Origin of the sequence: Acidovorax sp. Root402 (assembly GCF_001425125.1) — a bacterium.
GTDB lineage: Bacteria > Pseudomonadota > Gammaproteobacteria > Burkholderiales > Burkholderiaceae_C > Acidovorax > Acidovorax delafieldii.
In genome coordinates, this window is record NZ_LMDQ01000013.1 from 102,393 (window position 1) to 127,796 (window position 25,404).

Annotated in this window: 24 protein-coding genes; 13 read left to right on the forward strand and 11 right to left on the reverse strand. The window is 64.4% G+C overall.

Features of this window, described 5'->3' with window-relative positions:
• Nucleotides 1-27: 27 nt before the first annotated feature.
• From ASC83_RS07915 to hemA, 5 genes are all read right to left on the reverse strand, one after another.
• A complete protein-coding gene (locus ASC83_RS07915; RefSeq protein WP_056060336.1) occupies nucleotides 28-1,035 on the reverse strand; it encodes an AAA family ATPase in 1,008 nt (335 codons plus the stop codon).
• A gap of 156 nt (nucleotides 1,036-1,191) precedes the next feature.
• Nucleotides 1,192-1,515: a Grx4 family monothiol glutaredoxin gene (gene grxD / locus ASC83_RS07920; protein ID WP_056060339.1), complete on the reverse strand. Its 324-nt coding sequence runs from the start codon at nucleotides 1,513-1,515 to the stop codon at nucleotides 1,192-1,194.
• A 60-nt stretch (nucleotides 1,516-1,575) separates the two neighbouring features.
• Nucleotides 1,576-2,421, reverse strand: coding sequence for a peptide chain release factor N(5)-glutamine methyltransferase (prmC, locus tag ASC83_RS07925; protein WP_056060342.1), 846 nt, complete (start codon nucleotides 2,419-2,421; stop codon nucleotides 1,576-1,578).
• Nucleotides 2,422-2,492: 71 nt separating this feature from the next.
• On the reverse strand, nucleotides 2,493-3,581 hold the full coding sequence (gene prfA / locus ASC83_RS07930) for a peptide chain release factor 1 (protein WP_056060345.1): 1,089 nt from the start codon (nucleotides 3,579-3,581) through the stop codon (nucleotides 2,493-2,495).
• 113 nt (nucleotides 3,582-3,694) lie between these two features.
• Nucleotides 3,695-5,026 carry a glutamyl-tRNA reductase gene (gene hemA / locus ASC83_RS07935; protein ID WP_056060348.1) on the reverse strand — a complete coding sequence of 444 codons (1,332 nt, stop codon included), beginning with the start codon at nucleotides 5,024-5,026 and terminating at the stop codon, nucleotides 3,695-3,697.
• Nucleotides 5,027-5,098: 72 nt separating this feature from the next.
• Between hemA and ASC83_RS07940 the strand changes: the two genes are divergently transcribed.
• Both ASC83_RS07940 and ASC83_RS07945 read left to right on the forward strand, forming a co-directional pair.
• Nucleotides 5,099-5,377, forward strand: a complete 279-nt coding sequence (locus ASC83_RS07940) for a hypothetical protein (RefSeq protein WP_056060351.1) — start codon at nucleotides 5,099-5,101, stop codon at nucleotides 5,375-5,377.
• Between the two features lie 173 nt (nucleotides 5,378-5,550).
• Nucleotides 5,551-6,519, forward strand: coding sequence for a tripartite tricarboxylate transporter substrate binding protein (locus ASC83_RS07945; protein WP_056060354.1), 969 nt, complete (start codon nucleotides 5,551-5,553; stop codon nucleotides 6,517-6,519).
• Between the two features lie 110 nt (nucleotides 6,520-6,629).
• Here the strand turns inward: ASC83_RS07945 and ugpQ are convergent, their stop codons facing one another.
• From ugpQ to ugpB, 6 genes are all read right to left on the reverse strand, one after another.
• Entirely contained in the window at nucleotides 6,630-7,391 is a 762-nt protein-coding gene (gene ugpQ, locus ASC83_RS07950) for a glycerophosphodiester phosphodiesterase (protein ID WP_056060357.1), read from the reverse strand.
• Entirely contained in the window at nucleotides 7,388-7,756 is a 369-nt protein-coding gene (locus ASC83_RS07955) for a VOC family protein (protein WP_056060358.1), read from the reverse strand. The genes ugpQ and ASC83_RS07955 overlap by 4 nt, the downstream gene beginning before the upstream one ends.
• A gap of 4 nt (nucleotides 7,757-7,760) precedes the next feature.
• Nucleotides 7,761-8,771, reverse strand: a complete 1,011-nt coding sequence (locus ASC83_RS07960) for a sn-glycerol-3-phosphate import ATP-binding protein UgpC (RefSeq protein ID WP_056060362.1) — start codon at nucleotides 8,769-8,771, stop codon at nucleotides 7,761-7,763.
• 61 nt (nucleotides 8,772-8,832) lie between these two features.
• The gene (ugpE, locus tag ASC83_RS07965) at nucleotides 8,833-9,684 is read right to left on the reverse strand and encodes a sn-glycerol-3-phosphate ABC transporter permease UgpE (protein WP_056060366.1); all 852 of its coding nucleotides are present in this window, start codon (nucleotides 9,682-9,684) and stop codon (nucleotides 8,833-8,835) included.
• Nucleotides 9,685-9,686: 2 nt separating this feature from the next.
• Nucleotides 9,687-10,568 carry a sn-glycerol-3-phosphate ABC transporter permease UgpA gene (ugpA, locus tag ASC83_RS07970; protein WP_015012736.1) on the reverse strand — a complete coding sequence of 294 codons (882 nt, stop codon included), beginning with the start codon at nucleotides 10,566-10,568 and terminating at the stop codon, nucleotides 9,687-9,689.
• Nucleotides 10,569-10,688: 120 nt separating this feature from the next.
• Nucleotides 10,689-12,002, reverse strand: a complete 1,314-nt coding sequence (ugpB, locus tag ASC83_RS07975) for a sn-glycerol-3-phosphate ABC transporter substrate-binding protein UgpB (RefSeq protein WP_056060369.1) — start codon at nucleotides 12,000-12,002, stop codon at nucleotides 10,689-10,691.
• 300 nt (nucleotides 12,003-12,302) lie between these two features.
• On the opposite strand from ugpB, the gene serA reads away from it, so the two are divergent.
• The 11 genes from serA to ASC83_RS08030 all read left to right on the forward strand — a co-directional run bounded on the left by serA (nucleotide 12,303) and on the right by ASC83_RS08030 (nucleotide 25,352).
• Entirely contained in the window at nucleotides 12,303-13,532 is a 1,230-nt protein-coding gene (gene serA / locus ASC83_RS07980) for a phosphoglycerate dehydrogenase (RefSeq protein WP_056060371.1), read from the forward strand.
• A gap of 99 nt (nucleotides 13,533-13,631) precedes the next feature.
• The gene (locus tag ASC83_RS07985; RefSeq protein WP_056060374.1) at nucleotides 13,632-17,546 is read left to right on the forward strand and encodes an FAD/FMN-binding oxidoreductase; all 3,915 of its coding nucleotides are present in this window, start codon (nucleotides 13,632-13,634) and stop codon (nucleotides 17,544-17,546) included.
• Nucleotides 17,546-17,977: an HIT family protein gene (locus tag ASC83_RS07990; protein ID WP_056060378.1), complete on the forward strand. Its 432-nt coding sequence runs from the start codon at nucleotides 17,546-17,548 to the stop codon at nucleotides 17,975-17,977. The genes ASC83_RS07985 and ASC83_RS07990 overlap by 1 nt, the downstream gene beginning before the upstream one ends.
• Before the next feature lie 79 nt (nucleotides 17,978-18,056).
• Nucleotides 18,057-18,479, forward strand: coding sequence for a gamma-butyrobetaine hydroxylase-like domain-containing protein (locus ASC83_RS07995; protein WP_056060381.1), 423 nt, complete (start codon nucleotides 18,057-18,059; stop codon nucleotides 18,477-18,479).
• Between the two features lie 215 nt (nucleotides 18,480-18,694).
• A complete protein-coding gene (gene ubiE, locus ASC83_RS08000) occupies nucleotides 18,695-19,426 on the forward strand; it encodes a bifunctional demethylmenaquinone methyltransferase/2-methoxy-6-polyprenyl-1,4-benzoquinol methylase UbiE (RefSeq protein ID WP_056060384.1) in 732 nt (243 codons plus the stop codon).
• A 36-nt stretch (nucleotides 19,427-19,462) separates the two neighbouring features.
• Entirely contained in the window at nucleotides 19,463-20,500 is a 1,038-nt protein-coding gene (locus ASC83_RS08005) for a Tim44 domain-containing protein (RefSeq protein ID WP_056060388.1), read from the forward strand.
• 61 nt (nucleotides 20,501-20,561) lie between these two features.
• On the forward strand, nucleotides 20,562-21,200 hold the full coding sequence (locus ASC83_RS08010) for a hypothetical protein (RefSeq protein WP_056060391.1): 639 nt from the start codon (nucleotides 20,562-20,564) through the stop codon (nucleotides 21,198-21,200).
• Nucleotides 21,197-22,762 carry a ubiquinone biosynthesis regulatory protein kinase UbiB gene (gene ubiB / locus ASC83_RS08015; protein WP_056060393.1) on the forward strand — a complete coding sequence of 522 codons (1,566 nt, stop codon included), beginning with the start codon at nucleotides 21,197-21,199 and terminating at the stop codon, nucleotides 22,760-22,762. Before ASC83_RS08010 ends, ubiB begins: the two co-directional genes overlap by 4 nt.
• 99 nt (nucleotides 22,763-22,861) lie before the next feature.
• Nucleotides 22,862-24,307 carry a sodium:solute symporter family protein gene (locus tag ASC83_RS08020; RefSeq protein WP_056060397.1) on the forward strand — a complete coding sequence of 482 codons (1,446 nt, stop codon included), beginning with the start codon at nucleotides 22,862-22,864 and terminating at the stop codon, nucleotides 24,305-24,307.
• Nucleotides 24,308-24,372: 65 nt separating this feature from the next.
• The gene (locus ASC83_RS08025; RefSeq protein WP_056060401.1) at nucleotides 24,373-24,723 is read left to right on the forward strand and encodes an FmdB family zinc ribbon protein; all 351 of its coding nucleotides are present in this window, start codon (nucleotides 24,373-24,375) and stop codon (nucleotides 24,721-24,723) included.
• Nucleotides 24,724-24,731: 8 nt separating this feature from the next.
• The gene (locus ASC83_RS08030) at nucleotides 24,732-25,352 is read left to right on the forward strand and encodes a DUF502 domain-containing protein (protein WP_056060402.1); all 621 of its coding nucleotides are present in this window, start codon (nucleotides 24,732-24,734) and stop codon (nucleotides 25,350-25,352) included.
• Nucleotides 25,353-25,404: the final 52 nt, after the last annotated feature.

The following is a 25,404-nucleotide window of genomic DNA, read 5'->3' on the forward strand; positions in this document are numbered from 1 at the left end:
TACAGTGCAGCCGACTGCATCGCGCTACTACTGCACAAAGCCAATCCGGCTGCGCCCCGTGGCGGCCTTCGGCAGGTCGGTGATCTCCACCGTGGACCGGCGGTCCAGCCGCGCATTGCCGAAACCTGTCATCAGCGCCCGCCGCATTTCGCGCGGGGGCATCTGTGCCAGGTGGTCCAGGACGTCGTCCGCCGGCTCCGGGTCCAGCAGGCGGCCCCAGTCGTGCCCCGCGCGGATGCCCTGGTACAGGTTGCGCGCAATGGTGCGGGCCTGCTCCAGCGTGGGCGCCTCCACCTCGAACACGTTCATGCGGTTCAGGATGGGATCGGGAATGCCGCGTGTGTCGTTCGCAGTGGTAATCCAGATGACCTGGCTCGCGTCGATGGCCACCTCGGCAAACTCATCGGTAAAGCTCTGGGCGGTGTCGTACTCCAGCAAGCTGTACAGCGCACCCAGCGGGTCGTACTTCGCATCGCTGCTGGCCTTGTCGATCTCGTCCACCACGATGACCGGGTTGGCATATTCGCCCTCCACCAGCGCCTCGAACACCTTGCCAGGGCGCGCGCCCTTCCACTGCGCCGACGAGCCCGACAGCAGCCAGCCTGCGGTCATGGAACTCATGGGCAGCAGGTTCATGCCCGTGCCCAGCATCTCGGCCAGGTGGCGCGCGAAGTGGGTCTTGCCGATGCCGGGTGGTCCCAGCAGCAGCATGGGTGTGACCTCCAGGCCATCGCTGCTGTCCTGCGCCAGCGCCACGTGGCGCTTCACGTCGTCCAGCACCTCGGTGAAGTTGGGCAACTGCTCGTACAGGGTGGCCATGTCGGGGATGCCCGAGGGCTTGACCTGAAAACGCTCCGGGCCGCGCTCCAGCATGCGCTCGTACACGGTGCGCAGGGTTTCGTATTCCCTCTGGTTGCCGGACTCCTGCAGGCGAGCGAGCTTGCGCTCGACATCGCCCGGGTGGAACACATTGCGCATCTGGGCCACCGGCAGGCGCAGGGCAGGTGGCTGGGGAACAAGGCTATGGCTGGTCATTGCATGCTCCTGTGAGGGTTACGTCACGCAATCATTCAAGCACACAACATGCCCGCTGCTCCATCGGAAAAGCCCCTGATTGGTGCCTCTGTTGCGGGCAAACAAAAAGGCCGCCCGAAGGCGGCCTGATGGCGGGTGAGGCAAGGGTCGCTTCGATCAGCCCTCGGTGCCCAGCACTTGCTTGAGTTCGCCCGACTCATACATCTCCATCATGATGTCCGAGCCGCCGATGAACTCGCCCTTCACATACAGCTGCGGGATCGTGGGCCAGTTGCTGTATTCCTTGATGCCCTGGCGAATTTCGTCGTCCTCAAGCACGTTGACGGTGACCACGCTCTTCGGGTCCACGCCACAGGCCTTGAGGATCTGGATGGCGCGGCCGGAGAAGCCACACATGGGGAAGCTGGCGCTGCCCTTCATGAACAGCAGGATGTCGCTGGATTTGACGAGGCCGTCGATGCGTTGTTGGGTGTCGCTCATGGGAAAACTCCTTGAAAGAGGCTGCGGGCGAATGGATGCTGAGGGCCCGCGATGGAGGGATTATTTCACTGTCGGCCATTGCCCGCCTGTGCAGCGTGCGATGTCGGCAAGGTCATTGCGGCTTTGTACCCGCACAAAGCCCTGGGCGGCAAGCAGCACCTGCACGGCGTCTGCCTGGTCGTAGCCATGCTCCAGCAGCAGCCAGCCGCCCTGCCGCAGGTGGGCGGGCGCCTGGGCGACGATGGCGCGGATGTCTTCGAGGCCGTCCGCTCCGCTGGCCAGGGCTTGCAGGGGCTCGTGGGTCAGCGCGGCCAGGTGTGGGTCTGCGCTGGCGATGTAGGGCGGGTTGGAGACGATGGCGTCGAATGGCCCCTCCACTCCCACCAGCCAGTTGGCCTGCCGAAACTGCACGGGCAGGCCCAGCCGCTCAGCGTTGGCCTGCGCCACGGCCAGTGCATCGGCGCTGGCATCCACCGCCAGCATCTGGGCGTCGGCGCGCTGGCTTTGCAGTGCCAACGCAATGGCGCCGCTGCCGGTGCCCAGGTCCACCACGCGCGGTGATGTCAGCGGGGCGATCACCTCCAGCGCCCAGTCCACCAGCGTTTCGGTGTCAGGGCGCGGGTCCAGCACGCGCGCGTCCACCTGCAGCGGCAGGCCGTAGAACTCCTTGCGGCCGGTGAGGTAGGCCACGGGCTCGCCCGCCACGCGGCGCTGGCACAGGGCGATGAACTGGGTGTGTGTGGTCTCGTCCAGTGCATCGGTATCGTGCGCCAGCAGCCAGGCACGGCCTGCATCAGGGCGGCCCACGGCATGCAGCAGCAGCAGTTGCGCGTCGATGCGTTGCAGGCCCAGGGTGTGGGCTTGCGCCAAGGCCTGGGCAAGGGTGGGGGAGGTGGTGTTGTTCACTATCTTTTTGATAGCATCAAAGGCATATGAATCATGCGCTATCAGCCAGTTTGACTCATATTTCGCTGTGCTTAACCGTTGGAGCCCATTTCCAGCTCTTCAAGCTGCTCGGCCTCGCGCGCATGGGCCAGGGCCTGCAGCACGTCGCCCAGGTCGCCTTCCATCACGTACAGCAGCTTGTACAGCGTGAGGTTGATGCGGTGGTCCGTGAGCCGCCCCTGCGGGAAGTTGTAGGTGCGGATGCGGTCGCTGCGGTCACCGCTGCCGATCAGGCCCTTGCGCAGCGCGGCCTCCTTGGCGGCGCGCTCGCTGCGCTCCTTCTCCTGGATGCGCGCCTGCAGCACCTGCAGCGCCTTGGCCTTGTTGCTGTGCTGGCTGCGGCCGTCCTGGCATTCGGCCACGATGCCGGTGGGCAAGTGCACCACGCGCACGGCCGAGTCGGTCTTGTTGATGTGCTGGCCACCGGCGCCGCTGGCGCGAAAGGTGTCGATGCGCAGGTCGGCCGGGTTGAGCTTGATGGCCTCGTGCTCGTCGGGCTCGGGCATCACGGCCACGGTGCAGGCGCTGGTGTGGATGCGGCCCTGGGTTTCGGTGGCGGGCACGCGCTGCACGCGGTGGCCGCCGGATTCGAATTTGAGAGCCCCGTAAACATGGTCACCCTCTATGCGCAGCACGATTTCCTTGTAGCCGCCGAGCTCGGCCGCGTTCTCGCTCACCACCTCCACCTTCCAGCCCACGTTGGCGGCGTAGCGGGTGTACATGCGCGTGAGGTCGCCTGCGAACAGGGCGGATTCGTCACCACCCGTGCCCGCACGGATTTCCACAAACGCGTTGCGCGCGTCGTCGGGGTCCTTCGGTAAAAGCAGGCGCTGCAGCTCGTCTTCCAGCTGCAGCAGCTCGGCCTCGGCACTGGTGATTTCTTCCTGCGCCATCTCGGCCATGTCGGGGTCGGCCAGCATCTCGCGCGCACCCGCCAGGTCGGCCTCGCGCTGCTGGTAGCGGGCGTAGCGGCCGGCGACCTGCGTGACCTCGGCATGCTCGACGGAGATGCGCCGGTACTGCGCCATGTCGCTCATGATGTCTTCGCGCGAGAGCAGGAAGTCGAGTTCGCCCAGGCGCTGTGCGTAGCGCTCCAGCTGGCTTCGGAGAAAGGGTTTCATGGAATTCTGGAAAAATGATTTGCTACAGATTGGGTAGCTGGTGGCGCATGTAAATCATGCGCCTGAGGCCGATTTGGCTCAAATCGGAACGGCTGTGGAGCGGGCGAGCGCCGCTACAGGCCGTTGTTGTGGGGGGTCTTGCTTTGCGAGCGCAGGAACAGGCGCGAGACGGTCTGGGCCGTCTGGGCTCGCATCTCGGCGTCGCCCGCGCGCAGCTCGGCCAGGGTGCCGTGCAGCATTTTCTGTGTGAGGCCGCGCGACAGGGCTTCGAGCACGGCGTCCACGTCCTCGCCCTTGGCCAGCAGCTTCTTGGCGCGGGCGATTTCCAGCGCGCGCCATTCGTCCGTCTGGGCGTTGAGCTGCTGGATCAGCGGCACCACGCCACCCTCGGCGGCTGCGGGGCTGCGCAGCTCCATCCAGTGCATGAAGCTTTGCACGCCCGCGTCGATGATGGCCTCGGCCTGCGCCACGGCGGCCTGGCGGTTGGCCTGCGCGGTTTGCACCACGGTGGCCAGGTCGTCCACGGTGTAGAGGTACACGTCGCCCAGGGCCTTGACCTCGGGCTCGATGTCGCGCGGCACGGCAAGATCGACCATGAACATGGGGCGGTGGCGGCGCTTCTTGAGGGCGCGCTCCACGGCACCCAGGCCGATGATGGGCAGGCTGCTGGCGGTGCAGCTGATGACGGCGTCGAACTCGTGCAGGCGCTCGGGCAGGTCGGCCAGGCGCATTACCTCGCCGCCAAAGCGGGTGGCGAGCTTTTCGCCGCGTTCCAGCGTGCGGTTGGCAATGGCGATCTGCTTCGGGTTCTTGGCGGCGAAGTGCGTGGCGCACAGCTCGATCATCTCGCCCGCGCCGACGAACAGCACGCGGATCTTGGAGAGGTCTTCAAACAGCTGGCTGGCCAGGCGCACGGCGGCGGCTGCCATGCTGATGCTGTGTGCGCCGATCTCGGTGCTGGTGCGCACCTCCTTGGCCACGGCAAAGCTGCGCTGGAACAGCTGGTTGAGCGTGGTGCCTAAAGCGCCGGCCGTCTCGGCGGCGCGCACCGCGTCTTTCATCTGGCCCAGGATCTGGGCCTCGCCCAGCACCATGGAATCGAGCCCGCTGGCCACGCGGAAGGCGTGGCGTGCGACGAGACTGTCTTCCAGCGTGTAGGAGTGCGAGCGCAGCAGCGCGGGGCTCACGCCGCCGCTGTGGGCCAGCCAGCCCAGCGTGTGGTCCACTGCGGGCTGGTCGCCGGCACAGTAAATTTCGGTGCGATTGCAGGTGGAGATGATGGCGGTTTCCACCCCGGGGTGGCGGCTGGCAGCGCCGCCAGAGTTGCCCAACGACTGGCGCAAACCGTGCAGCGTGGGGGCGATCTGATCGAGCGCAAACGCAAACCGGCCGCGCAGATCGAGCGGCGCGGTGGTGTGGTTGATGCCGAGGGCCCAGACTGCCATAAGCCGCAATTATAAAATTGTTGGCCCGAACAGGCGGCCTTGCTTGTTCAAGCCTTGATTTGGGTCAATTCCATGGGTCCGCTGGACATCGTCAACCACCTCCTCAACTTTGTCGCACCCGCTGCCGCCATGGCGCTGGTGTTGGTGCTTTCGGGCCGTCTGGTGGGCTCGCGCAGTGCCTCTGCAATGTCTGTGTGGCTGCGGTGGGCGATTCTGTTTGCCGTGGGGGTGGCGGTGCTCGCGGCAGGGCTGGTGCTGTGGGGACGTGACGGCAAGATGCTCACCTATGCCGCGCTGGTGGTGGCCTGCGCCACTTGCCAGTGGGTGCTGGTGCGGGGCTGGAAGGCTTGAAGCTTTCAGCAAGCCGTCACGTGTTTTGAGGGTTTGCGAGAGGTGATCTGGAGGGCTGTCGCGCCCTGGTGTCTGATAGCCTCGTTACACCTTCCAGGACGGTTGCCATGGCCCGCTCTGACGGAACTAGCGAACACCCCCGTACACCCACAACCAATGCTGGAGACAACCCCATGAAGCTGCTGCGTACCTGCATCACCCTGGCCGCAGGCCTGGCCTTTGCTGCCGCCGTGCATGCGCAGGCGTTTCCGTCCAAGCCCATCCGTATCGTGGTGGGCTTCCCCGCCGGCGGGCCGCTGGACCAGCATGCGCGCCTGCTGTCCGACAAGCTGCAGACCGTGCTGGGCCAGCCGGTGGTGATGGACTACAAGGCCGGAGCCGGTGGCACCGTGGGCGCGCAGGAGGTGATGAAAGCGCCCCCTGACGGCCACACCATCATGCTGGCCAACACGGGGGTGATGGTCATCAACCCCGCGCTGTACAGCCGCCTGCCCTATGCCACCCTCAAGGACTTTGTGCCCGTGGCGCGCACGGCCATGCAGCCGCTGGCCTTGCTGGTCAACACCAGCGTGCCCGCCAAGAATCTGCAGGAGTTCATGGCCTATGCCAAGTCGCGGCCCGGTCAGGTCAACTTTGGCTCGGCGGGCAATGGCGGCATCAGCCACCTGGTGCCCGAGATGTTCAAGACCGCCACGGGCCTGTTCATGGTGCACATCCCCTACCGGGGCAGCGCGCCGGCATTCACCGACCTCATGGGCGGGCAGGTGCAGTTCATGGCCGAGAGCATTCCGCAGGCTGCGTCGTACCACAAGCAAGGCAAGGTGCGCGCCCTGGCCGTGACCAGCAAGGAGCGCAACCCCGCGCTGCCCGAGGTGCCCACGGTGATCGAGAGCGGCATCAAGGGCTTTGAGGTGGTGGGCTTCTATGGCTTTCTGGCCCCTGCAGGCACGCCCAAGGACGTGGTCAACAAGCTCAGTGACGCCTTTGGCCAGGTGTTGCAGATGCCCGATGTGCGCAACCGCATGGTGAGCCAGGGGGCCGATCCGGCATTTTTGGGTGCGGACGACTTTGCCAAGTTCCTGGCCTCGGAGATGCCCCGCTGGGCCGACGCCGTCAAGAAGTCTGGCGCGAAACTCGATTGACCCCCTGAGGCGCTGCGCGCCTTCCCCCTGCAGGGGGACTCCACCGGTGGCCCGGCAAACCCGGTCCACGGTGGCGCTGGCTTGGGGCGGTGTTGGTTGGAAGGTGCGCGTTATGGCGTGGCGGGCGAGAAGAAATCCACGCGGTCGGTGATGATGCCGTCCGTGCCCAGCGCGATGAGGCGCTGCGCCGCCCAGTCGTCGTTCACCGTGTAGCTCAGCATGCGCATGCCCATGCCGTGGACTTGCGCCACCAGGGCCGGGTCCCACAGCGCGTGGTTGCACACGATGGCCACACAGCCGAGCGCCTGCGCCTTGTCAAAGCATCCGTCCCACAGCGCGTCGATGAGCAGCGCGCGGGGCAGGTGGGGCGCGGTGGCCATGGCGCCCGCCAGCGCCTCGGGCTTGAACGACGAGAACAAGGGCGGCACGGCCTGCCCTTGCCACAGCCGTGCGGCGTATTCGCCCACCACGCGGCCGGTAACTTCTTCCTGGCCTGGTGTGGGCTTGATCTCGATGTTCAGGAAAAACCCGTTGGCAATGCAGTAGCGCGCCAGGTTCTCCAGTGTGGGAAGGGGCTCGCCCGCGTAGCTGCGGGAATGCCAGCCACCTGCATCCAGCTGGGCAAGCTGGGTCCAGGGCCGGTCGCCGCCGGTGCCGTGGCCGTTGGTCGTGCGCTCCAGCGTGGCGTCGTGCATCAGAAAAGGCACGCCGTCGCTGCTGAGCTTGGCGTCGCACTCGAACATGCGGTAGCCGTATTGGGCACCCAGCCGGAAGGCGGCTAAGGTGTTCTCAGGGGCCAGCTTGCCCGCGCCGCGGTGGGCGATCCAGCGGGGGTAAGGCCAGGGGGCGAGGGTAGACGAGGGTGCGCTCATGCGGGTTCACCAAATTTCAGCAGATTGCCATGGGGGTCGATGACATACATCTCCTTCATGCCCCAGGGCTGGACAGTGGGAGGTGCCAGTTGCAGGCCGCGTGCCGTGAAATCCGCATGCAGCAACCCGGTGTCTGCACGTACGTAGCACGAAGTGTTTTCTGCAATGTGGCGCTCGGTGCAGGGCCAGAAGTGCAGCTCGCAGCCATCGCGCTGCAGGATCAGGTAGTTATCCAGCTCCAGCAGTGCGGTGAACCCCAGCCGCTCGACGTAGAACTGCCGGGTCTCCGCCAAGTGTAGCGAGGCCAGCACCGGCACGGTGGCCAGAACCCCGTGCCCGGTGCCGGCGGCTTCAGGCGGCTGCACGGGCTCAGTCGGGGATGCGTTTACCGGTGGTGGCATCGAAAGCGTGCAGGCGGTCGGGACGGGGCACGACGTGGATCACCGCATCCGGCTGCGGCGCGTGGGTGCCTTCTTCTACCCGCACGATGATCTGTTCGCCGTTGATGCGGCCGTAGATCAGGCGCTCGGCACCCAGCAACTCCACAGTTTCGACGGTAACGGCCCAACCCTCGCTGCGCACATCCAGATGCTCCGGGCGGATGCCCAGAATGGTGCCCGGTTTGGCGCCTGGTGCGTTTTTGAGCAGGTTCATCGGCGGCGAGCCGATGAAACTGGCCACGAAGGTGGAGGCGGGCGTGTGGTAGACCTCTTCGGGCGTGCCGAACTGCTCCATGTTGCCCGCGTTCATCACGATCATGCGCTGGGCCAGCGTCATGGCCTCGACTTGGTCGTGTGTCACGAACAGGCTGGTGATGCCCAGTTCGCGGTGCAGCTTCTGGATTTCGAGGCGGGTCTGGGCGCGCAGCTTGGCGTCCAGGTTGGACAGCGGCTCGTCAAACAGGAACACCTGGGGCTGGCGCACGATGGCGCGGCCCATGGCCACGCGCTGGCGCTGGCCGCCCGACAGCTCGCGCGGCTTGCGCTCCAGCAGGTGGCCCAGTTCGAGGATCTTGGCGGCCTTGTCGACGCGCGCCTTGATCTCTTCCTTGGGTACCTTGGCGATCTTCAGGCCGTAGGCCATGTTCTCGAAGTTCGTCATGTGCGGGTACAGCGCGTAGTTCTGGAACACCATCGCGATGTCGCGCTGGGCGGGTTCCAGGTCGTTGACCACACGGTCGCCAATGCGCAATTCGCCGCCGGAGATTTCTTCCAGGCCCGCCACCATGCGCAGCAGGGTGGACTTGCCGCAGCCCGAGGGGCCGACGATGACGACGAACTCGCCGTCCTTGACCTCGGCGTTCACGCCGTGGATGACCTGGTTGGCCTTGGGGCCCACGCCGTAGCGCTTGACGATGTTGCGGAGAGAGAGGGATGCCATATGTGCAATGAATTTGATAGCTACAGGGGCTTATTGAACAAGCGCTTGCAGGAGTTTTGTCTTATTTTTCGGTGTCCACCAGGCCCTTGACGAACCAGCGTTGCATGACCACCACCACAAAGGCAGGCGGCAGCATGGCCAGGAGGGCCGTGGCCATCACGATGTTCCATTCGTTGCCTGCGTCGCCACCGGCCAGCATGCGCTTGATGCCGATGACCACCGGGTACATGTCTTCGGACGTGGTCACCAAGAGCGGCCACAGGTACTGGTTCCAGCCGTAGATGAACTGGATCACGAACAGTGCGGCAACCGAAGTGCGCGACAGCGGCACCAGGATGTCCTTGAAAAAGCGCATCGGACCGGCGCCGTCCACACGTGCGGCCTCCACCAGCTCATCGGGCACCGTCAGGAAGAACTGGCGGAACAGGAAGGTGGCGGTGGCCGAGGCGATCAGCGGCACCGTGAGGCCCGCGTAGGTGTTGAGCATGCCCAGGTTGGATACGACCTGATAGGTAGGCCCGATGCGCACTTCCACGGGCAGCATCAGCGTGATGAAGATCAGCCAGAAGCAGATGCCCTTGAAGGGGAAGCGGAAGTACACGATAGCAAACGCCGACAGCAGCGAGATGGCGATCTTGCCCACCGTGATGACCATTGCGGTGACAAAACTCACCCACATCATGCGGGCGACAGGCGCAGTGGAGCCCGCACCCGCGCCGCCGCCAAACAGCGCGTCGTGGTAGGTCTGCCAGAAGTTGCTGCCGGGCACCATGGGCATGGGCACCTGAACGATGTCCTGTGCGGTATGGGTGGAGGCCACGAAGGCCAGGTACAGCGGGAAGCCGACGATGATCACGCCCAGCACCATGATGAGGTGCGAGAACGCGGTGAGATAGGGGCTGCGTTCGACCATTTTTAGTATTGAACCTTTTTCTCAACGTAGCGGAACTGAATGACGGTGAGCACCACCACGATGGCCATCAGCACCACCGATTGCGCGGCCGAGCCGCCCATGTCCATGGCCTTGAAACCATCGTGGTACACCTTGTAGACCAGGATGGAGGTATCGCGCCCGGGACCGCCCTGGGTGGTCGAGTCCACGATGGCAAAGGTGTCGAAGAACGCGTACACGACGTTGATCACCAGCAGGAAGAACGTGGTGGGCGACAGCAGCGGGAACTGAATGCTCCAGAACCGGCGCCAGGGGCCCGCACCGTCGATGGCGGCGGCTTCGATCAGCGACTTGGGGATGGACTGCAAACCTGCGAGGAAAAACAGGAAGTTGTAGGAGATCTGCTTCCACACCGCTGCAATCACGATCAACGTCATCGCGTGGTCGGAGTTGAGCATGTGGTTCCAGTCAAAGCCCGACTGGCGCAGCATGTAGGCCACCACACCCAGCGAGGGCGAGAACATGAACATCCACAGCACACCTGCCACCGCAGGGGCGACGGCGTAGGGCAGCAGCAGGGCGGTCTTGTAGACGATGGCGCCCTTGATGATGCGGTCGGCGAAGATCGCGAGGATCAGCGACAGGCCGATGCCCACCACCGCCACCAGGATCGAGAAGAAGGCCGTGGTCTTGAACGAGGCGAGATAGCCCGGGTCTTCAAACAGTGCCTTGAAGTTGTCCAGCCCCACCCATTCGGTGGACATGCCAAAGCTGTCCTGCATCTGGAACGACTGCACCAGGGCCTGGCCCGCGGGCCAGAAGAAGAACACGCTGATGATGACCAGTTGGGGAGCCAGAAGCACCCAGGGTAGCCACGCAGAGCGGAAAAGTACGCGTTTTTCCATGACGAAACTCTCAAAAAGAAAACCCCGCCGCCCCGTGAACCAGGTTGGTTGACGGGGCGGCGGGCTTTCGATGCCGCCCAGCCGGGTGGCCAGGTGGCATCGACAGATGGTGGACCGTGCTTACTTGTTGGCGCGTGCGAAGCGGGCCAGCTGCTCGTTGCCACGTGTCACGGCGGTGTCCAGGGCTTCCTTGGGCGACTTCTTGCCCGACCAGATCTGTTCGGTTTCCTCGTCGATGATCGAGCGGATCTGCACGAAGTTGCCCAGGCGGATGCCACGCGACTTGTCGGTGGCCTTGCGGATCATCTGCGTCACGGCCACGTCGGTGCCGGGGTTCTTGTCATAGAAGCCGGACGCCTCGGTGAGCTTGTAGGCGCCCATGGTCACGGGCAGGTAGCCCGTGCGCTGGTGGCTGGCAGCCTGCACCTTGGTGTCGTTCAGGAAGTTCAGGAAGCTGGCCACGCCCTTGTATTCCTCGGGCTTCTTGCCGGCCATCACCCACAGGCTGGCGCCGCCGATGGCGGTGTTCTGTGGGGCACCCTTCACATCGGGGTAGTAAGGCAGGGTGGAGATGCCGTAGGCGAACTTGGCTTCCTTGGCCACGCGGGCGTACAGACCCGACGAGCCGGTGATCATGGCGCATTCACCAGAGGGGAAGGACGCATCGGCGGTGTTGTTGCGGCCCTTGTAGACAAAGCTGCCTTCCTTGGAGGCCTTGGCCAGGTTCTCGAAGTGGCGAACGTGCAGCGGGGTGTTGATCTGCAGTTGCGCGTCGTTGCCGTCAAAGCCGTTGTTCTTGGAGGCGAACAGGGTGTTGTGCCACAGAGAGAAGCTTTCCAGCTGCGTCCAGCTCACCCAGCTGGTGGTGAACGGGCAGCTGTGGCCGCTGGCCTTGAGCTTGGAGGCGGCGGCAAACACTTCGGGCCAGGTCTTCGGCGGCTTGTCGGCGTCCAGACCAGCCTTCTTGAAGGCGTCCTTGTTGTAATAGAAGATCGTGGTCGAGCTGTTGAGCGGGTAGCTCAGCATCTGGCCGTTGGGGGCGGTGTAGTAGCCGGCCACTGCGGACACATACTCGGTGGGTTCAAACTTGAAGCCCGCGTCGTTCAGCACCTTGGCCGCAGGCACGATGGCGCCCTTGCTGGCCATCATGGTGGCGGTGCCCACTTCGAACACCTGCAGGATGTGGGGGGCATTGCCAGCGCGGAAGGCGGCAATGGCGCCGGTCATCGATTCGTCATACTGGCCCTTGTACGTGGGCACGACCTTGTACTGGGATTGGCTGGCGTTGTATTGCTTGGCCAAGTCGTTGACCCAGTCGCCCAGCGCTGCACTCATCGAGTGCCACCATTGGATCTCAATGGGTGCCTGTGCTTGCGCAGGTGCGCAGACCGACATGGCAACAGCAGCGCAGACCGCCAGAAGCTTCGTTTTCATGAATATTTCCTCCGAGGATGACGAAAAGCACAAGGGCCGGATGCTATGCAGCCTCTGTGACATTGATATGTCGTTGTCGCATGAGCCCGCGCCCTGCAACAACCGGGGAAACCCCTTGGGGTACCCGTGAGGGGTGCGATTGTGACCTTTTTGTGACAAGGTGTGGCGCATTTGCCGAGGCTTGCAAGGTTTTGTGCAATGCACCATGCTGGTGACTGTTCACATGCGTGGGCACCCTCGGTTCGTTCGCGCCGTCGCGCGCCGGACGTTTCCTTCTCCTATCCCTTCTCCTTCATCGCCATGGCCACCAATTCGCTCGACAAGAACAAGATCAAGTTTCTGCTGCTCGAAGGCATCCACTCCTCCGCAGTGGATGTGATCCGGGCGGCAGGCTATACGCAGATCGAGACGGTGTCCGGTGCGCTGCCGGACGAGGAACTGAAGCGCAAGATCGCCGATGTGCACTTTGTGGGCATTCGCTCGCGCACCCAGCTCACCGAAGAGGTGTTTGCCCAGGCCCACAAGCTGGTGGCTGTGGGCTGCTTTTGTATTGGCACCAACCAGGTGGACCTGAACGCTGCGCGCGAGCGCGGCATTGCGGTGTTCAACGCGCCGTACTCCAACACCCGCTCGGTTGCCGAACTGGTCCTGGCCGAAGCCATCCTGCTCCTGCGCGGCATCCCCGAGAAAAACGCGGTGGCCCACCGGGGCGGCTGGCTCAAGAGCGCCGATAACGCGTATGAGATCCGTGGCAAGACCCTGGGCATCGTGGGCTACGGCTCCATCGGCACCCAGCTGTCGGTACTGGCCGAGGCCATGGGCATGCACGTGGCCTTCTTTGATGTGGTCAACAAGCTGCCTCTGGGCAATGCCCGCCAGGTGCAGCACCTGCACGATCTGCTGGGCCAGAGCGACATTGTGAGCCTGCACGTGCCCGAGCTGCCGTCCACCGAGGGCATGATCGGCGCCGCCGAAATTGCGGCCATGAAGCCGGGCGGCATCCTCATCAACGCCGCGCGGGGCACGGTGGTGGATATTGAAGCGCTGGCTGCAGCGCTCCAGGCCAAGAAGCTGCTGGGCGCCGCCATCGACGTGTTCCCGGTCGAGCCGCGCACCAACAAGGATGAGTTTGTGTCGCCCCTGCGCGGGCTGGACAACGTGATCCTGACTCCCCACATCGGCGGCTCCACCATGGAGGCGCAGGCCAACATTGGCCTGGAGGTGGCCGAGAAGCTGGTGAAATACAGCGACAACGGCACTAGCACCTCGTCGGTCAATTTTCCCGAGGTGGCGCTGCCCGCCCACCCCGGCAAGCACCGTCTGCTGCACATCCACCGCAACGTGCCGGGCGTGCTGTCGGAGATCAACCGCATCTTCTCGGACAACCAGATCAACATCTCGGCCCAATACCTGCAGACCAACGAGAAGATCGGCTACGTGGTCATCGACATCGACGCCGCCTCGTCCGACCTGGCGCTTGACAAGCTGGCCCAGGTCAGCGGCACCCTGCGCAGCCGCGTGCTGTTCTGACACTGTTGCGGGGCCGGTTCCGGCTCTGTCAGACAGCCCCGGCCCGGCAAGCCGCAGGCCGGTGGCTTAAAATCGCGCCCCCACCCCAGGTAGACCCCCATGAATGTACCGATCGCGTTGGCGGCCTTGCAGACGCAGGCCGCCGAGCCTGCCCGACTGCGTGAAATTCCCTATAACTACACCTCGTTTTCCGACCGGGAGATCGTGATCCGGCTGCTGGGGTCCTCATCCTGGGAGGTGCTGGACCAGCTGCGCAAAGAGCGCCGCACGGGCCGTTCGGCCCGCATGCTGTATGAGGTGCTGGGCGATATCTGGGTCGTGCAGCGCAACCCCTACCTGCAGGACGACCTGCTGGACAACCCCTCGCGCCGCAAGCTGCTGGTGGACGCCCTGCAGCACCGCCTGGGCGAGATCGAAAAACGCCGCACCCCCGCAGACGATGCCGAGCGCGACCGTCTGGTCGGTGAGCTGGTCGTCGCCGCGCGACGCGCTGTGGCCGAATTCAACGCCACGTTCGAGCAGGCCGCGCAACTGCGACGACAGATCCAGAAAACCCTGGGCCGCCTCACGGCCAAGGACAACATTAAGTTCGACGGCCTCTCCCGCGTGAGCCATGTGACCGACGCGACCGACTGGCGCGTCGAATACCCGTTCGTCGTGCTCACCCCCGACACCGAGGTCGAGATGGCTGGCCTGGTGAAGGGCTGCATCGAACTGGGCCTGACCATCATTCCACGCGGGGGCGGCACCGGCTACACCGGCGGCGCCATTCCGTTGACGTGGAAGAGCGTGGTCATCAACACCGAAAAGCTCGAAGCCATGACCGAGGTGGAGATGCGCCGCCTGCCGGGCCTGGACCGCGAGGTGGGCACGGTGTGGACCGAAGCCGGCGTGGTCACCCAGCGTGTGGCCGATGCGGCCGAGCGTGCGGGCTTTGTGTTTGCGGTGGATCCGACGAGCGCCGAGGCATCGTGCATTGGCGGCAACATCGCCATGAACGCGGGCGGCAAGAAGGCCGTGCTCTGGGGCACGGCGCTGGACAACCTGGCCAGCTGGCGCATGGTCACACCCGACGCCCAGTGGCTCGAAGTGACGCGCCTGGACCACAACATGGGCAAGATCCATGATGTGGAAACCGCCACCTTCGAGCTGCAGTACTTCGAGGCCGACGGCAAGACGCCCGTGCGCACCGAGCGCCTGGCCATCCCCGGCCGCACCTTCCGCAAGGAAGGCCTGGGCAAGGACGTGACGGACAAGTTCCTCGCCGGACTGCCCGGCATCCAGAAGGAAGGCTGCGACGGCCTCATCACCAGCGCGCGCTGGGTGGTGCACCGCATGCCCGAGCACACGCGCACCGTGTGCCTGGAGTTCTTCGGCAACGCCAAGGACGCCGTGCCCAGCATCGTCGAGATCAAGGACTTCATGTTCGCCGAGCAAAAGCGCAGTGGCGTGCTGCTGGCGGGCCTGGAGCACCTGGACGACCGCTACCTGAAGGCTGTGGGCTATGCCACCAAGAGCAAGAAGGGCAACGGTGGTCTGCCCAAGATGGTGCTGATTGGCGACATCGCGGGTGACAACGCCGACGACGTGGCCCGCGTGACCAGCGAAGTGGTGCGCCTGGCCAACACCCGCAGCGGCGAAGGCTTTGTGGCCATCACGGCCGATGCGCGCAAGAAGTTCTGGGCCGACCGCAAGAAGACGGCGGCCATCAGCCGCCACACCAACGCCTTCAAGATCAACGAAGACGTGGTGATCCCGCTGCCGCGCATGGCCGAGTACACCGACGGCATCGAGCGCATCAACATCGAGCTTTCCCTGCGCAACAAGCTCAAGCTGTGCGACGCGCTGACCGAGTTCTTCGAGCGTGGCAACCTGCCCCTGGGCAAGCACGACGCCGACGACGAGGTGCCTTCGCCCGAGCTGCTGCAAGACCGCGTGGCCCAGGCCATCGCCCTGGTGGAAGAGGTGCGCGCCCTGTGGCAGGGCTGGCTGCACGATGTGGAAACGCTGTTCCCCCAACTGCAGGACCACACCCTGCGCGCCAGCTGGAAGACCCAGCTGCGGGCGCCGCTGCAAGGCATCTTCACTGGCGCGGCGTTCAAGCCCATCCTGGACGAGGCCGTGGCCATCCACAAGCGCGTGCTCAAGGGCCGCGTGTGGGTGGCGCTGCACATGCACGCAGGCGACGGCAATGTGCACACCAACATCCCGGTCAACAGCGACGACTACGAGATGCTGCAAACGGCCCACGAGGCCGTGGCGCGCATCATGGTGCTGGCGCGCAGCCTCAATGGCGTGATCTCGGGAGAGCACGGCATTGGCATCACCAAGCTGGAGTTCTTGACCGACGACGAGCTGCGCCCGTTTGCCGAGTACAAGCGCAAGGTGGACCCGGAAGGCCGCTTCAACAAAGGCAAGTTGCTCCGAAATCAGGAGCATTCAGGGCATATTCAACCAGCGCTTGGTGCCGATTTGGCTTCAAAACCGGCGCTGCATGCAGATTTGACCAACGCCTACACACCCAGCTTCGGCCTGATGGGGCATGAGTCGCTGATCATGCAGCAGAGCGACATCGGCGCCATTGCCGATTCGGTCAAGGACTGCCTGCGCTGCGGCAAGTGCAAGCCCGTGTGCTCCACGCACGTGCCACGCGCCAACCTGCTGTACAGCCCACGCAACAAGATCCTGGCCACCTCGCTGCTGGTCGAGGCGTTCCTGTACGAAGAGCAGACCCGCCGGGGCGTGAGCATCAAGCACTGGCAGGAGTTTGAGGACGTCGCCGACCACTGCACGGTGTGCCACAAATGCGAGAGCCCTTGCCCGGTGAAGATCGACTTCGGCGACGTCACCATGAACATGCGCAACCTGCTGCGCAAGATGGGCAAGAAGACCTTCCGCCCCGGCAATGCATTGGCCATGACCATGCTCAACGCCACCAACCCGGACACCATCAAGCTGATGCGCTCGGCCATGGTGGACGTGGGTTTCAAGGCCCAGCGCATGGCCGTGGACCTGCTGCGCAAGGTAGGCCGCAAGCAGACGGCCAAGCCGCCCGCGACGGTGGGCACGGCTCCGATCAAGGAGCAGGTGATCCACTTCATCAACAAGAAGCTGCCGGGCGGCCTGCCCAAGAAGACGGCGCGCGCGCTGCTCGACATCGAGGACAAGGACTACGTGCCGATCATCCGCAACCCGCAGGCCACCACGGCCGAGACGGAGGCGGTGTTCTACTTCCCTGGCTGCGGGTCGGAGCGCTTGTTCTCGCAGGTCGGTTTGGCGACCCAGGCCATGCTTTGGCACGCGGGCGTGCAGACGGTGCTGCCGCCTGGGTACCTGTGCTGCGGCTACCCCCAGCGCGGCTCGGGCCAGTTCGACAAGGCCGAGAAGATGATCACGGACAACCGTGTGCTCTTCCACCGCGTGGCCAACACGCTCAACTACCTCGATATCAAGACCGTGGTGGTGAGTTGCGGCACCTGCTACGACCAGCTGCAGGGCTACGAGTTTGACAAGATCTTCCCGGGCAGCCGCATCATCGACATCCACGAGTACCTGCTGGAAAAGGGCATTCAGCTGCAAGGCAAGGGCGCCTACCTGTACCACGAGCCCTGCCACAACCCCATGAAGCTGCAGGACTCGATGAAGACCGTGAAGGCGCTGGTGGGCGAGCAGGTCTTGAAGAGCGAGCGTTGCTGCGGCGAGTCGGGCACGCTGGGTGTGACCCGGCCCGACGTGTCCACGCAGGTGCGCTTCCGCAAGGAAGAAGAGATCAAGAAGGGCGAAGCCCAGCTGCGTGCCAGCGGTGCTGTCGGCGCGCAGGACAACGTGAAGATCCTCACCAGCTGCCCCAGCTGCCTGCAGGGCCTGAACCGCTACGAAGGCGACCTGAACAACGGCTTGCTCGAAGCCGACTACATCGTGGTCGAGATGGCGCGCGAGATCCTGGGCGAGAACTGGATGCCTGAGTACGTACACCGTGCCAACAACGGCGGCATTGAGCGGGTGCTGGTCTGATGACCTGCCCCTTGTGCGCTGAAGACGGCGGCGCATTGGTCTGGCGTGGCGAGCGCCTGCGTGTCATCCGTGCGCAGGAGGCGGGGTTCCCCGCCTTTTACCGCGTGGTCTGGAACGCGCATGTGGCCGAGTTCTCGGACCTGGCCGCTGCTGACCGTGCGCATTGCATGGAAGCCGTGACTCTGGTGGAGCAGGCGCTGCGCCAGCACCTGTCGCCCACCAAGGTCAACATCGCGGCGCTGGGCAACATGGTGCCGCACCTGCACTGGCATGTGATTGCGCGGTTTGACTGGGACAGTCACTTTCCATCGCCCGTATGGGCTGCGGCACAGCGGCCCAGCCCCGCAGCGCAAGAGGCCGCCGTGCGGGCCTTGTTGCCCGCGCTGGAAGCGCAGCTGCAGTCCCAGCTGGCGCAGTGGGCCGCCCGGTAACCTTGCTGGCAGCGTGTGCCTGGGCGGGTGGGACAATGGCAGCCGTCGTTCCTGACAACAGTTTTCTCAAGGTGATTCCATGGCAGGTTTGAAAGCGGGCGCTCCCACGCCGCAGGCCCTGACGGTGCATGAACAGTCGCGCGTGCTGGAGGTGGGTTTTTCGGATGGCGCCACGTTCCGCATTCCGTTCGAGCTGATGCGCGTGTACTCGCCCTCGGCCGAGGTGCAAGGCCACGGCCCGGGGCAGGAGGTGCTGCAGACGGGCAAGCGCAATGTGGCGCTCATCAACCTGGAGCCTGTGGGCAACTACGCGGTCAAGCCCACGTTCTCCGACGGCCACGACAGCGGCATCTTCACCTGGGACTATCTCTACGAGCTGGGCCAGAAGCAGGACGCACTGTGGGCCCAGTACACCGAGCGGCTGGCTGCGGCGGGGGCCGACCGTGATGCACCCATGGCGCCCAAGGGTGGTACAGGGGGCCACGCCTGCGGCAGTCACTGACGCCCTTGGCAGGCCTGTTCAGGGGGCCCGCCGCCAAAAGCCGCACAAGTCCCTGTGCGTCAAGGTGCTATTGAAAATATAGCTATCAGCGCAATATTTGCTTGCGCTAGCGGCTGGTTTTGTTTCAATAGCGTTCTCCAAATTGCGACAGATGCCCCAATTCAGTGCGGGGTTGTCGCTGTACCTCTGGCGTTCACGCGCCTAGCATGATTCTTATGAGCACCACGCATTTCGGTTTTCAGTCGGTGGACGAGCAGGAAAAGGCACGCCGCGTGCGCGGTGTGTTTGACTCCGTGGCCTCCAAGTACGACGTGATGAACGACCTCATGTCGGCGGGCCTGCACCGTGCCTGGAAGGCCTACACCGTGATGGTGGCCAACCTGCGCGAAGGCAGCCAGGTGCTGGACATTGCGGGGGGCACCGGCGACCTGGCACTGGCGTTTTCCAAGAAGGTGGGGGCATCGGGCCGTGTGGTGCACACCGACATCAACGAGGCCATGCTGCGTGTGGGCCGTGACCGTCTCATCAACGAGGGCGTGGTGCTGCCTACGCTGGTCTGCGACGCTGAAAAGCTGCCGTTCCCCGACGCGCATTTCGACGTGGTGAGCGTGGCTTTTGGCTTGCGCAACATGACCCACAAGGACCAGGCCATTGCCGAAATGTGCCGTGTGCTCAAGCCCGGCGGCAAGCTGCTGGTGCTGGAGTTTTCCAAAGTGGCGCAGCCGCTGACCAAGGTGTACGACTGGTACTCGTTCAAGGTGCTGCCCCAGCTGGGCAAGTTGGTAGCGGGCGACGACGCGAGCTACCGGTATCTGGCGGAGTCCATCCGCATGCACCCGGGGCAGGAAGAACTCAAAAGCCTCATGCAGAAAAATGGTTTTGGGCATGTGGACTATCACAACATGACGGGGGGCATTGTGGCCCTCCATGTTGGAATCAAGTGCTGAGCGGTTTGCTCGGTCGATAACGGAGACGGAGAAGTCATGATGAAACTGTGGTCTGTGGTGTTGGTCGCGATGCTGGCGTTTGCGCACGCCGATGCCGACGCCGCGCGGCGACTGGGTGGTGGCAAATCGGTGGGCAAGCAGTCCAGCAATGTGACGCAGCGCGAGTCGGCCACGCCGCCCGCCACGCCGGGCGCACCGGCACAAAGCGCGACCAACACGGCTGCGGCAGCCAAGCCTGCTACCGCCACGCCGGCAGCGGCTCCGGCCGCGCCGGCCAAGAAGCCCTGGGGTGCCATGTTGGGCGGCCTGGCGGCGGGTCTGGGCCTGGCCTGGCTGGCGCACTCGCTGGGCCTGGGCGCGGGCTTTGGCAACATCCTGATGATTGCGCTGCTGGCGCTGGCGGCGTTTGCCATCTTCAAGATGGTCATGCGGTCGCGCAACGGCGGTAGCAATGGCTCGGGCAATGCTGCAGGTGGTGCCCCGTTCGCCTTCCAGGGCGCAGGGGCTGCAACGCCCGCTGCTGCCCAGGTGCCGCCGCAGTACAGCCCCAACAACGTGGGCAACGACGCATCGGCCCGCCCCTGGGAGCGCAGCAGCATGGCATTTGATGCCTCGCGTGCCGGGCAGGGTGGCGTGGGTTCGGGTGTGGTGATCGGTTCGGGCCTGTCGGGTTCGCAGAACTGGGGTGTGCCCGCCGATTTCGACACCGAGGGTTTCCTGGCGGCCGCCAAGCGCAACTTCGTGACCTTGCAGGGTGCGTGGGACCGCTCGGACATCGCCACCCTGCGGTCCATGATGACGGACAACATGCTCGATGAGATCCGCACCCAGCTGACCGAGCGCGAAGCCCACCGGGGCACGCAGCCCAATCACACCGATGTGGTCATGATCGAAGCGCAGCTGCTGGGCATCGAAGACCTGGGCGACGGCTACATGGCCAGCGTCGAGTTCTCGGGCATGATCCGCGAAGAACCCTCGGCCGGGCCCAGCCCCTTCCGTGAGGTCTGGAACATGACCAAGCCCAAGGCGGGCAACACCGGCTGGCTGGTGGCAGGCGTGCAAGCCCTGCAGTAAACACCGCCCACGGGGCCCCTGCGTGCCAGGGGCATTCCAGTTCAGGGAATAATCGGGGACTATGGCAACACCACAGTCCCCTTTTCCTTTTCTGGACGGCCTCTTCGAGCGCCTGGCAGCCGGCCCGCAGCCCCCGCAATGGCTGGTCCACGAGGTGCAGCAGCGCCTGGTGCTGTTTCTCAACCATGTGCTGATGCAGGAGAAAGAGGCCACGGACCGGCTGGTGCGCCAAAAGGGCCGCATCGCCAGGGTGCAGTGGCGGGCCTATTCCCTGTCGCTGGTGATCACCCCTGCGGGCCTGTTCAACCTGGCGCCCGAATCCGCGGTGCCAGACCTGCGGCTGGAAGTGACCGATACCTCCCCCATCACCCTGGCCCAGGCTGCGTTGCGGGGCGACAAGCCCTCCATCCGCATTGAGGGCGACGTACAACTGGCGGCCGAGATCAACTGGCTGGTGGACCATGTGCGCTGGGATGTGGAGGAAGACCTGGCCCGCGTGATTGGCGATGCCCCTGCGCATACGCTGGCGCAGTTCGCCAGCCGGGCTGCGCAGGCGCTGCGCCAGTTTGTGGGTTCGCGCATGGCAGCCGCCAGCGCGGCGTCTTCTGCAGTGGTCGTTGCGACGGCACCGGTGGCGCCCAGTGCGCCGGCGGCGGCGCCGCTGTCACCTTCGGCTGGTTCGGACCGGGCCGACGCATGAAGCGCTTCTTGCGGGGGGCGGCCATCCTGTGGGTGGTGTTCCGGTTCGGCCTGGATGGCTTGCTGCTCGACAGCTTTCAAAAGCCCTGGCTGCGCATGATCTCGCGCATCGTGTCCATCGGGCGCAATCTGGATGCGCCGCGTGGGCAACGCCTGCGCGAGGCGCTGGAAAGCCTGGGACCTATCTTCGTCAAGTTCGGCCAGGTGCTGTCCACCCGCCGCGACCTGCTTCCGCCCGACATAGCCGACGAACTGGCCCGCCTGCAGGACCGCGTGCCGCCATTCGACCCCGACATCGCCATCGCCACCATCGAGCGTGCCTTCCGTCGTCCGGTGGACGAGGTGTTCACCTCTTTCGACCGCACACCGGTGGCCAGCGCGTCCATCGCCCAGGTGCATTTCGCCACGCTGCGCGACCGCCAGGGCATTGAGCGCGAGGTAGCCGTCAAGGTACTGCGGCCTGGCATGCTGCCGGTGATCGAAAAGGACCTGAGCCTCATGCGCATGATGGCGGGATGGGTGGAGAGCCTGTCTGCCGATGGCAAGCGCCTGAAGCCCCGTGAGGTGGTGGCAGAGTTTGACAACTACCTGCACGACGAACTGGACCTGGTGCGCGAGGCTGCCAACGCTGCGCAGCTGCGCCGCAACATGACCGGGCTGGACCTGGTGCTGATCCCCGAGATCTTCTGGGACTTCTGCCACCCCGAGGTCATGGTGATGCAGCGCATGAACGGTGTGCCCATCAGCCAGATCGACCGCCTGCGGGAGGCCGGTGTGGACATCCCCAAGCTGGCGCGCGACGGCGTCACCATCTTCTTCACCCAGGTGTTTCGCGACGGTTTTTTTCACGCCGATATGCACCCGGGCAACATCCAGGTGAGTCTGGAGCCTGCCACGTTCGGCCGCTACATCTCGCTGGACTTCGGCATCGTGGGCACGCTGACCGAAGTGGACAAGGAATACCTGGCGCAGAACTTTGTGGCGTTCTTCCGGCGCGACTACAAGCGGGTGGCAGAGCTGCACATCGAAAGCGGCTGGGTGCCGCCCGAAACGCGGGTCAATGACCTCGAGTCGGCCATCCGCGCCGTGTGCGAGCCATATTTTGACCGCCCACTCAAGGAAATCTCGCTGGGCCTGGTGCTGATGCGGCTGTTCCAGACCTCGCGCCGCTTCCATGTCGAGATTCAGCCCCAGCTGGTGCTGCTGCAAAAGACCCTGCTCAACATTGAGGGCCTGGGCCGCGAGCTGGACCCGGACCTGGACCTGTGGAGCACGGCCAAGCCCTTCCTTGAAAAGTGGATGCTGGAGCAGATGGGCCCCCAGCGCCTGTGGCGCGAGCTGCGGGCCGAGGCGCCGCACTATGCCAAGCTGCTGCCCGAGCTGCCACGACTCATCTACGACGCGCTGCGCCAGCGCCCGGCAGACCACGAGTCTGCACTGCGTGAACTGCTGGAAGCGCAAAAACGCACCAACCGGCTGCTGCAAGGCATCATTTTTGCTGGGGTCGGGTTTGTGCTGGGCTTGCTGCTCATCCAACTGCTGATCAGAATCCGGCTTTTCTGACGATCTGCATGCCCGGTGCCCCGGTGTGGGGAGCGCCGGAGCGCAGGTCGGATTTCTTCACCCTGGACCGACCGAGACAAAAAGAGAGAGGAGCGCGCTGTGCTGCTGACCCTGGTTATCGTTTACCTGCTGATCACCATCGGCATCGGCTTGCTGGCAGCCCGGCGTGTGAAGAACGCTGCGGACTTTGCCATTGCCGGGCGCCACCTGCCGCTGTACATGATCATCACCACCACGTTTGCCACCTGGTTTGGGTCGGAGACCGTGCTGGGCATTCCCGCCAAGTTCATCGAGGGCGGTCTGGGCAATGTGGTGGAAGACCCATTCGGCGCGGGCTTCTGCCTGATCCTGGTCGGCCTGTTCTTTGCCGGCAAGCTGTACCGCATGACGCTGCTCACCATCAGCGACTATTACCGCGAACGCTATGGCCGCACGGTGGAAATCGTCTGCTCGCTGATCATCATGTTGAGCTACCTGGGCTGGGTTTCTGCCCAGGTCACAGCGCTGGGCCTGGTGTTCAACCTGCTGTCTGGCGGTGCCATCAGCATTCCGGTGGGCATGACGATCGGTGTGGTCTCCATCCTGGCGTACACGCTGTTCGGCGGCATGTGGTCGGTGGCGGTCACCGACTTCATCCAGATGATCATCCTGGTGGTGGGCCTGGCCGTCATTGCCGTGTTTGCGGGCAACATGGCCGGGGGGGCCGACAAGGTGATCGAGTTCGCGTCCAGTCGTGAGCTGTTCCGGTTCCTGCCTGAGCCCAAGTTCCATGACGTGGTGTTCTTCATCGCCGCGGGCGTGACCATGATGTTCGGCTCCATCCCGCAGCAGGACGTCTTTCAGCGTGTGATGTCGGCCAACAACATCCAGGCCGCCACGCGCGGTCCCGTGATCGGTGGCATCTGCTACATCCTGTTCGCCTTTGTGCCCATGTTCCTGGTGGCCAGCGCGCTCATCATCATGCCCACGGAAACGGCTGCGCTGCTCAAGGACGACCCGCAAAAGGTGCTGCCCACGCTGGTGCTGGAGAAGATGCCTTTTGTGATGCAGGTGCTGTTCTTTGGGGCCCTGCTGTCGGCGCTCAAGTCCACGGCCTCCGCCACGCTGCTGGCGCCCAGCGTCACTTTCACCGAAAACATCTGGCGCCAGTTCCGCCCGCACAGCTCGGACAAGCAGCATCTGCGCACCATGCGCATCACCACGCTCGTTTTCAGTGCCTGTGTGTTGGCCTATGCCATCTACATGCAGGGTACTTCCATCTATGAGCTGGTGTCGGGTGCCTACCAGGTGCCGCTGGTGGGAGCGTTTGTGCCGCTGGTGTTCGGCCTGTACTGGAAGCGTGCCACCACGCAGGGCGCCATCTTTGCCATCGTGCTGGGCTTGGTGACCTGGCTGCTGTTCCTGTCCACTCCGGCGGGAGCAATCTTTCCTGCGCAGCTGGCGGGTTTGCTGGCCGCGCTGGCGGGCATGCTGATCGGCTCCCTCGGGCCACAGGCCATCCGCAACAGCCATGCCTCCCACCACAAGATGGTTGGGGTCGAGTAACGCGGGGGGTGAAGGGGCATGCCGCCTATAATTGAGGGTTTTGCACTTTCCCTCAACACACTGACATGCCTATTTACGCCTACAAATGCGGCTCCTGTGGCCATGCCAAGGATGTGCTGCAAAAAATCTCCGACGCACCCCTGACGGTGTGCCCCGCCTGCGGCGCCGAAGCCTTCTCCAAGCAGGTCACTGCCGCAGGTTTTCAGCTCAAGGGCTCGGGCTGGTACGTGACCGATTTCCGTGGCGGAAACGGTGGCAACTCCGCCCCGGCCACCGAGGCCAAGTCGGAGTCCAAGACTGAATCAGCGGCACCTGCCAGTGGCGGTGATGCTCCTAAAAAGGAAGCGGCCAGCACAAGCACTGCTAGCGCTACCGGCACCACCGGTACCAGTGGCACTTCTTCCTCTTCGAGCTGAGGACCTGCATGGCTGCCCTGCGCAAATGGCTGTTGACAGGCCTTCTGGTCATCGTGCCCGGTGTCATCACGGCCTGGGTGCTCAACTGGATTGTGAGCACGCTCGACCAGACCCTGCAGATCCTGCCCGGCGCGTGGCAGCCCGACAAGCTGCTCGGAGTGCATGTCCCGGGCTTTGGTGTGGTCCTCACGCTGGCCATCTTGCTGGTGGTGGGCGCCATTGCCAGCAACTTTGCGGGCCGCAAGCTTGTGCAGTGGGGCGACGCGCTGGTACACCGCATTCCGGTGGTGCGCTCTATCTACTCCAGCGTCAAGCAGGTGTCGGACACGCTGTTCTCCGAGAGCGGCAATGCCTTTCGCAAGGCCGTGCTCGTGCAGTGGCCCCGCGAAGGGGTATGGACCGTGGCGTTCGTCACTGGCGCCCCCAATGGTGAAGTGGCTGCGTATCTGCGCGACGAGTTCGTCAGCGTATACGTGCCCACCACCCCCAACCCCACGGGGGGGTATTTTGTGATGGTGCGCAAGAGCGACTGCGTCGAGCTCGAAATGAGTGTGGACAGCGCCCTCAAGTACATCGTCTCCATGGGTGTAGTGGCTCCAGCGGACCCTACGCTGCCCTCACCCAAGTAAGAAAAGCAATCTCTTTCAACGTCAACGCGCCCTGCGGCGCCGGAAGTTTTGT

What these genes read in the sequence shown, in the direction of transcription:
- ASC83_RS07915 (WP_056060336.1), bottom strand. Translation starts at nt 1,035, where the DNA reads ATGACCAGCCATAGCCTTGTTCCCCAGCCACCTGCCCTGCGCCTGCCG.
- grxD (WP_056060339.1), bottom strand. Translation starts at nt 1,515, where the DNA reads ATGAGCGACACCCAACAACGCATCGACGGCCTCGTCAAATCCAGCGAC.
- prfA (WP_056060345.1), bottom strand. Translation starts at nt 3,581, where the DNA reads ATGAAACCCTTTCTCCGAAGCCAGCTGGAGCGCTACGCACAGCGCCTG.
- hemA (WP_056060348.1), bottom strand. Translation starts at nt 5,026, where the DNA reads ATGGCAGTCTGGGCCCTCGGCATCAACCACACCACCGCGCCGCTCGAT.
- ASC83_RS07940 (WP_056060351.1), top strand. Translation starts at nt 5,099, where the DNA reads ATGGGTCCGCTGGACATCGTCAACCACCTCCTCAACTTTGTCGCACCC.
- ASC83_RS07945 (WP_056060354.1), top strand. Translation starts at nt 5,551, where the DNA reads ATGAAGCTGCTGCGTACCTGCATCACCCTGGCCGCAGGCCTGGCCTTT.
- ugpQ (WP_056060357.1), bottom strand. Translation starts at nt 7,391, where the DNA reads ATGAGCGCACCCTCGTCTACCCTCGCCCCCTGGCCTTACCCCCGCTGG.
- ASC83_RS07960 (WP_056060362.1), bottom strand. Translation starts at nt 8,771, where the DNA reads ATGGCATCCCTCTCTCTCCGCAACATCGTCAAGCGCTACGGCGTGGGC.
- ugpE (WP_056060366.1), bottom strand. Translation starts at nt 9,684, where the DNA reads ATGGTCGAACGCAGCCCCTATCTCACCGCGTTCTCGCACCTCATCATG.
- ugpA (WP_015012736.1), bottom strand. Translation starts at nt 10,568, where the DNA reads ATGGAAAAACGCGTACTTTTCCGCTCTGCGTGGCTACCCTGGGTGCTT.
- ugpB (WP_056060369.1), bottom strand. Translation starts at nt 12,002, where the DNA reads ATGAAAACGAAGCTTCTGGCGGTCTGCGCTGCTGTTGCCATGTCGGTC.
- serA (WP_056060371.1), top strand. Translation starts at nt 12,303, where the DNA reads ATGGCCACCAATTCGCTCGACAAGAACAAGATCAAGTTTCTGCTGCTC.
- ASC83_RS07985 (WP_056060374.1), top strand. Translation starts at nt 13,632, where the DNA reads ATGAATGTACCGATCGCGTTGGCGGCCTTGCAGACGCAGGCCGCCGAG.
- ASC83_RS07990 (WP_056060378.1), top strand. Translation starts at nt 17,546, where the DNA reads ATGACCTGCCCCTTGTGCGCTGAAGACGGCGGCGCATTGGTCTGGCGT.
- ASC83_RS07995 (WP_056060381.1), top strand. Translation starts at nt 18,057, where the DNA reads ATGGCAGGTTTGAAAGCGGGCGCTCCCACGCCGCAGGCCCTGACGGTG.
- ubiE (WP_056060384.1), top strand. Translation starts at nt 18,695, where the DNA reads ATGAGCACCACGCATTTCGGTTTTCAGTCGGTGGACGAGCAGGAAAAG.
- ASC83_RS08005 (WP_056060388.1), top strand. Translation starts at nt 19,463, where the DNA reads ATGATGAAACTGTGGTCTGTGGTGTTGGTCGCGATGCTGGCGTTTGCG.
- ASC83_RS08010 (WP_056060391.1), top strand. Translation starts at nt 20,562, where the DNA reads ATGGCAACACCACAGTCCCCTTTTCCTTTTCTGGACGGCCTCTTCGAG.
- ubiB (WP_056060393.1), top strand. Translation starts at nt 21,197, where the DNA reads ATGAAGCGCTTCTTGCGGGGGGCGGCCATCCTGTGGGTGGTGTTCCGG.
- ASC83_RS08025 (WP_056060401.1), top strand. Translation starts at nt 24,373, where the DNA reads ATGCCTATTTACGCCTACAAATGCGGCTCCTGTGGCCATGCCAAGGAT.
- ASC83_RS08030 (WP_056060402.1), top strand. Translation starts at nt 24,732, where the DNA reads ATGGCTGCCCTGCGCAAATGGCTGTTGACAGGCCTTCTGGTCATCGTG.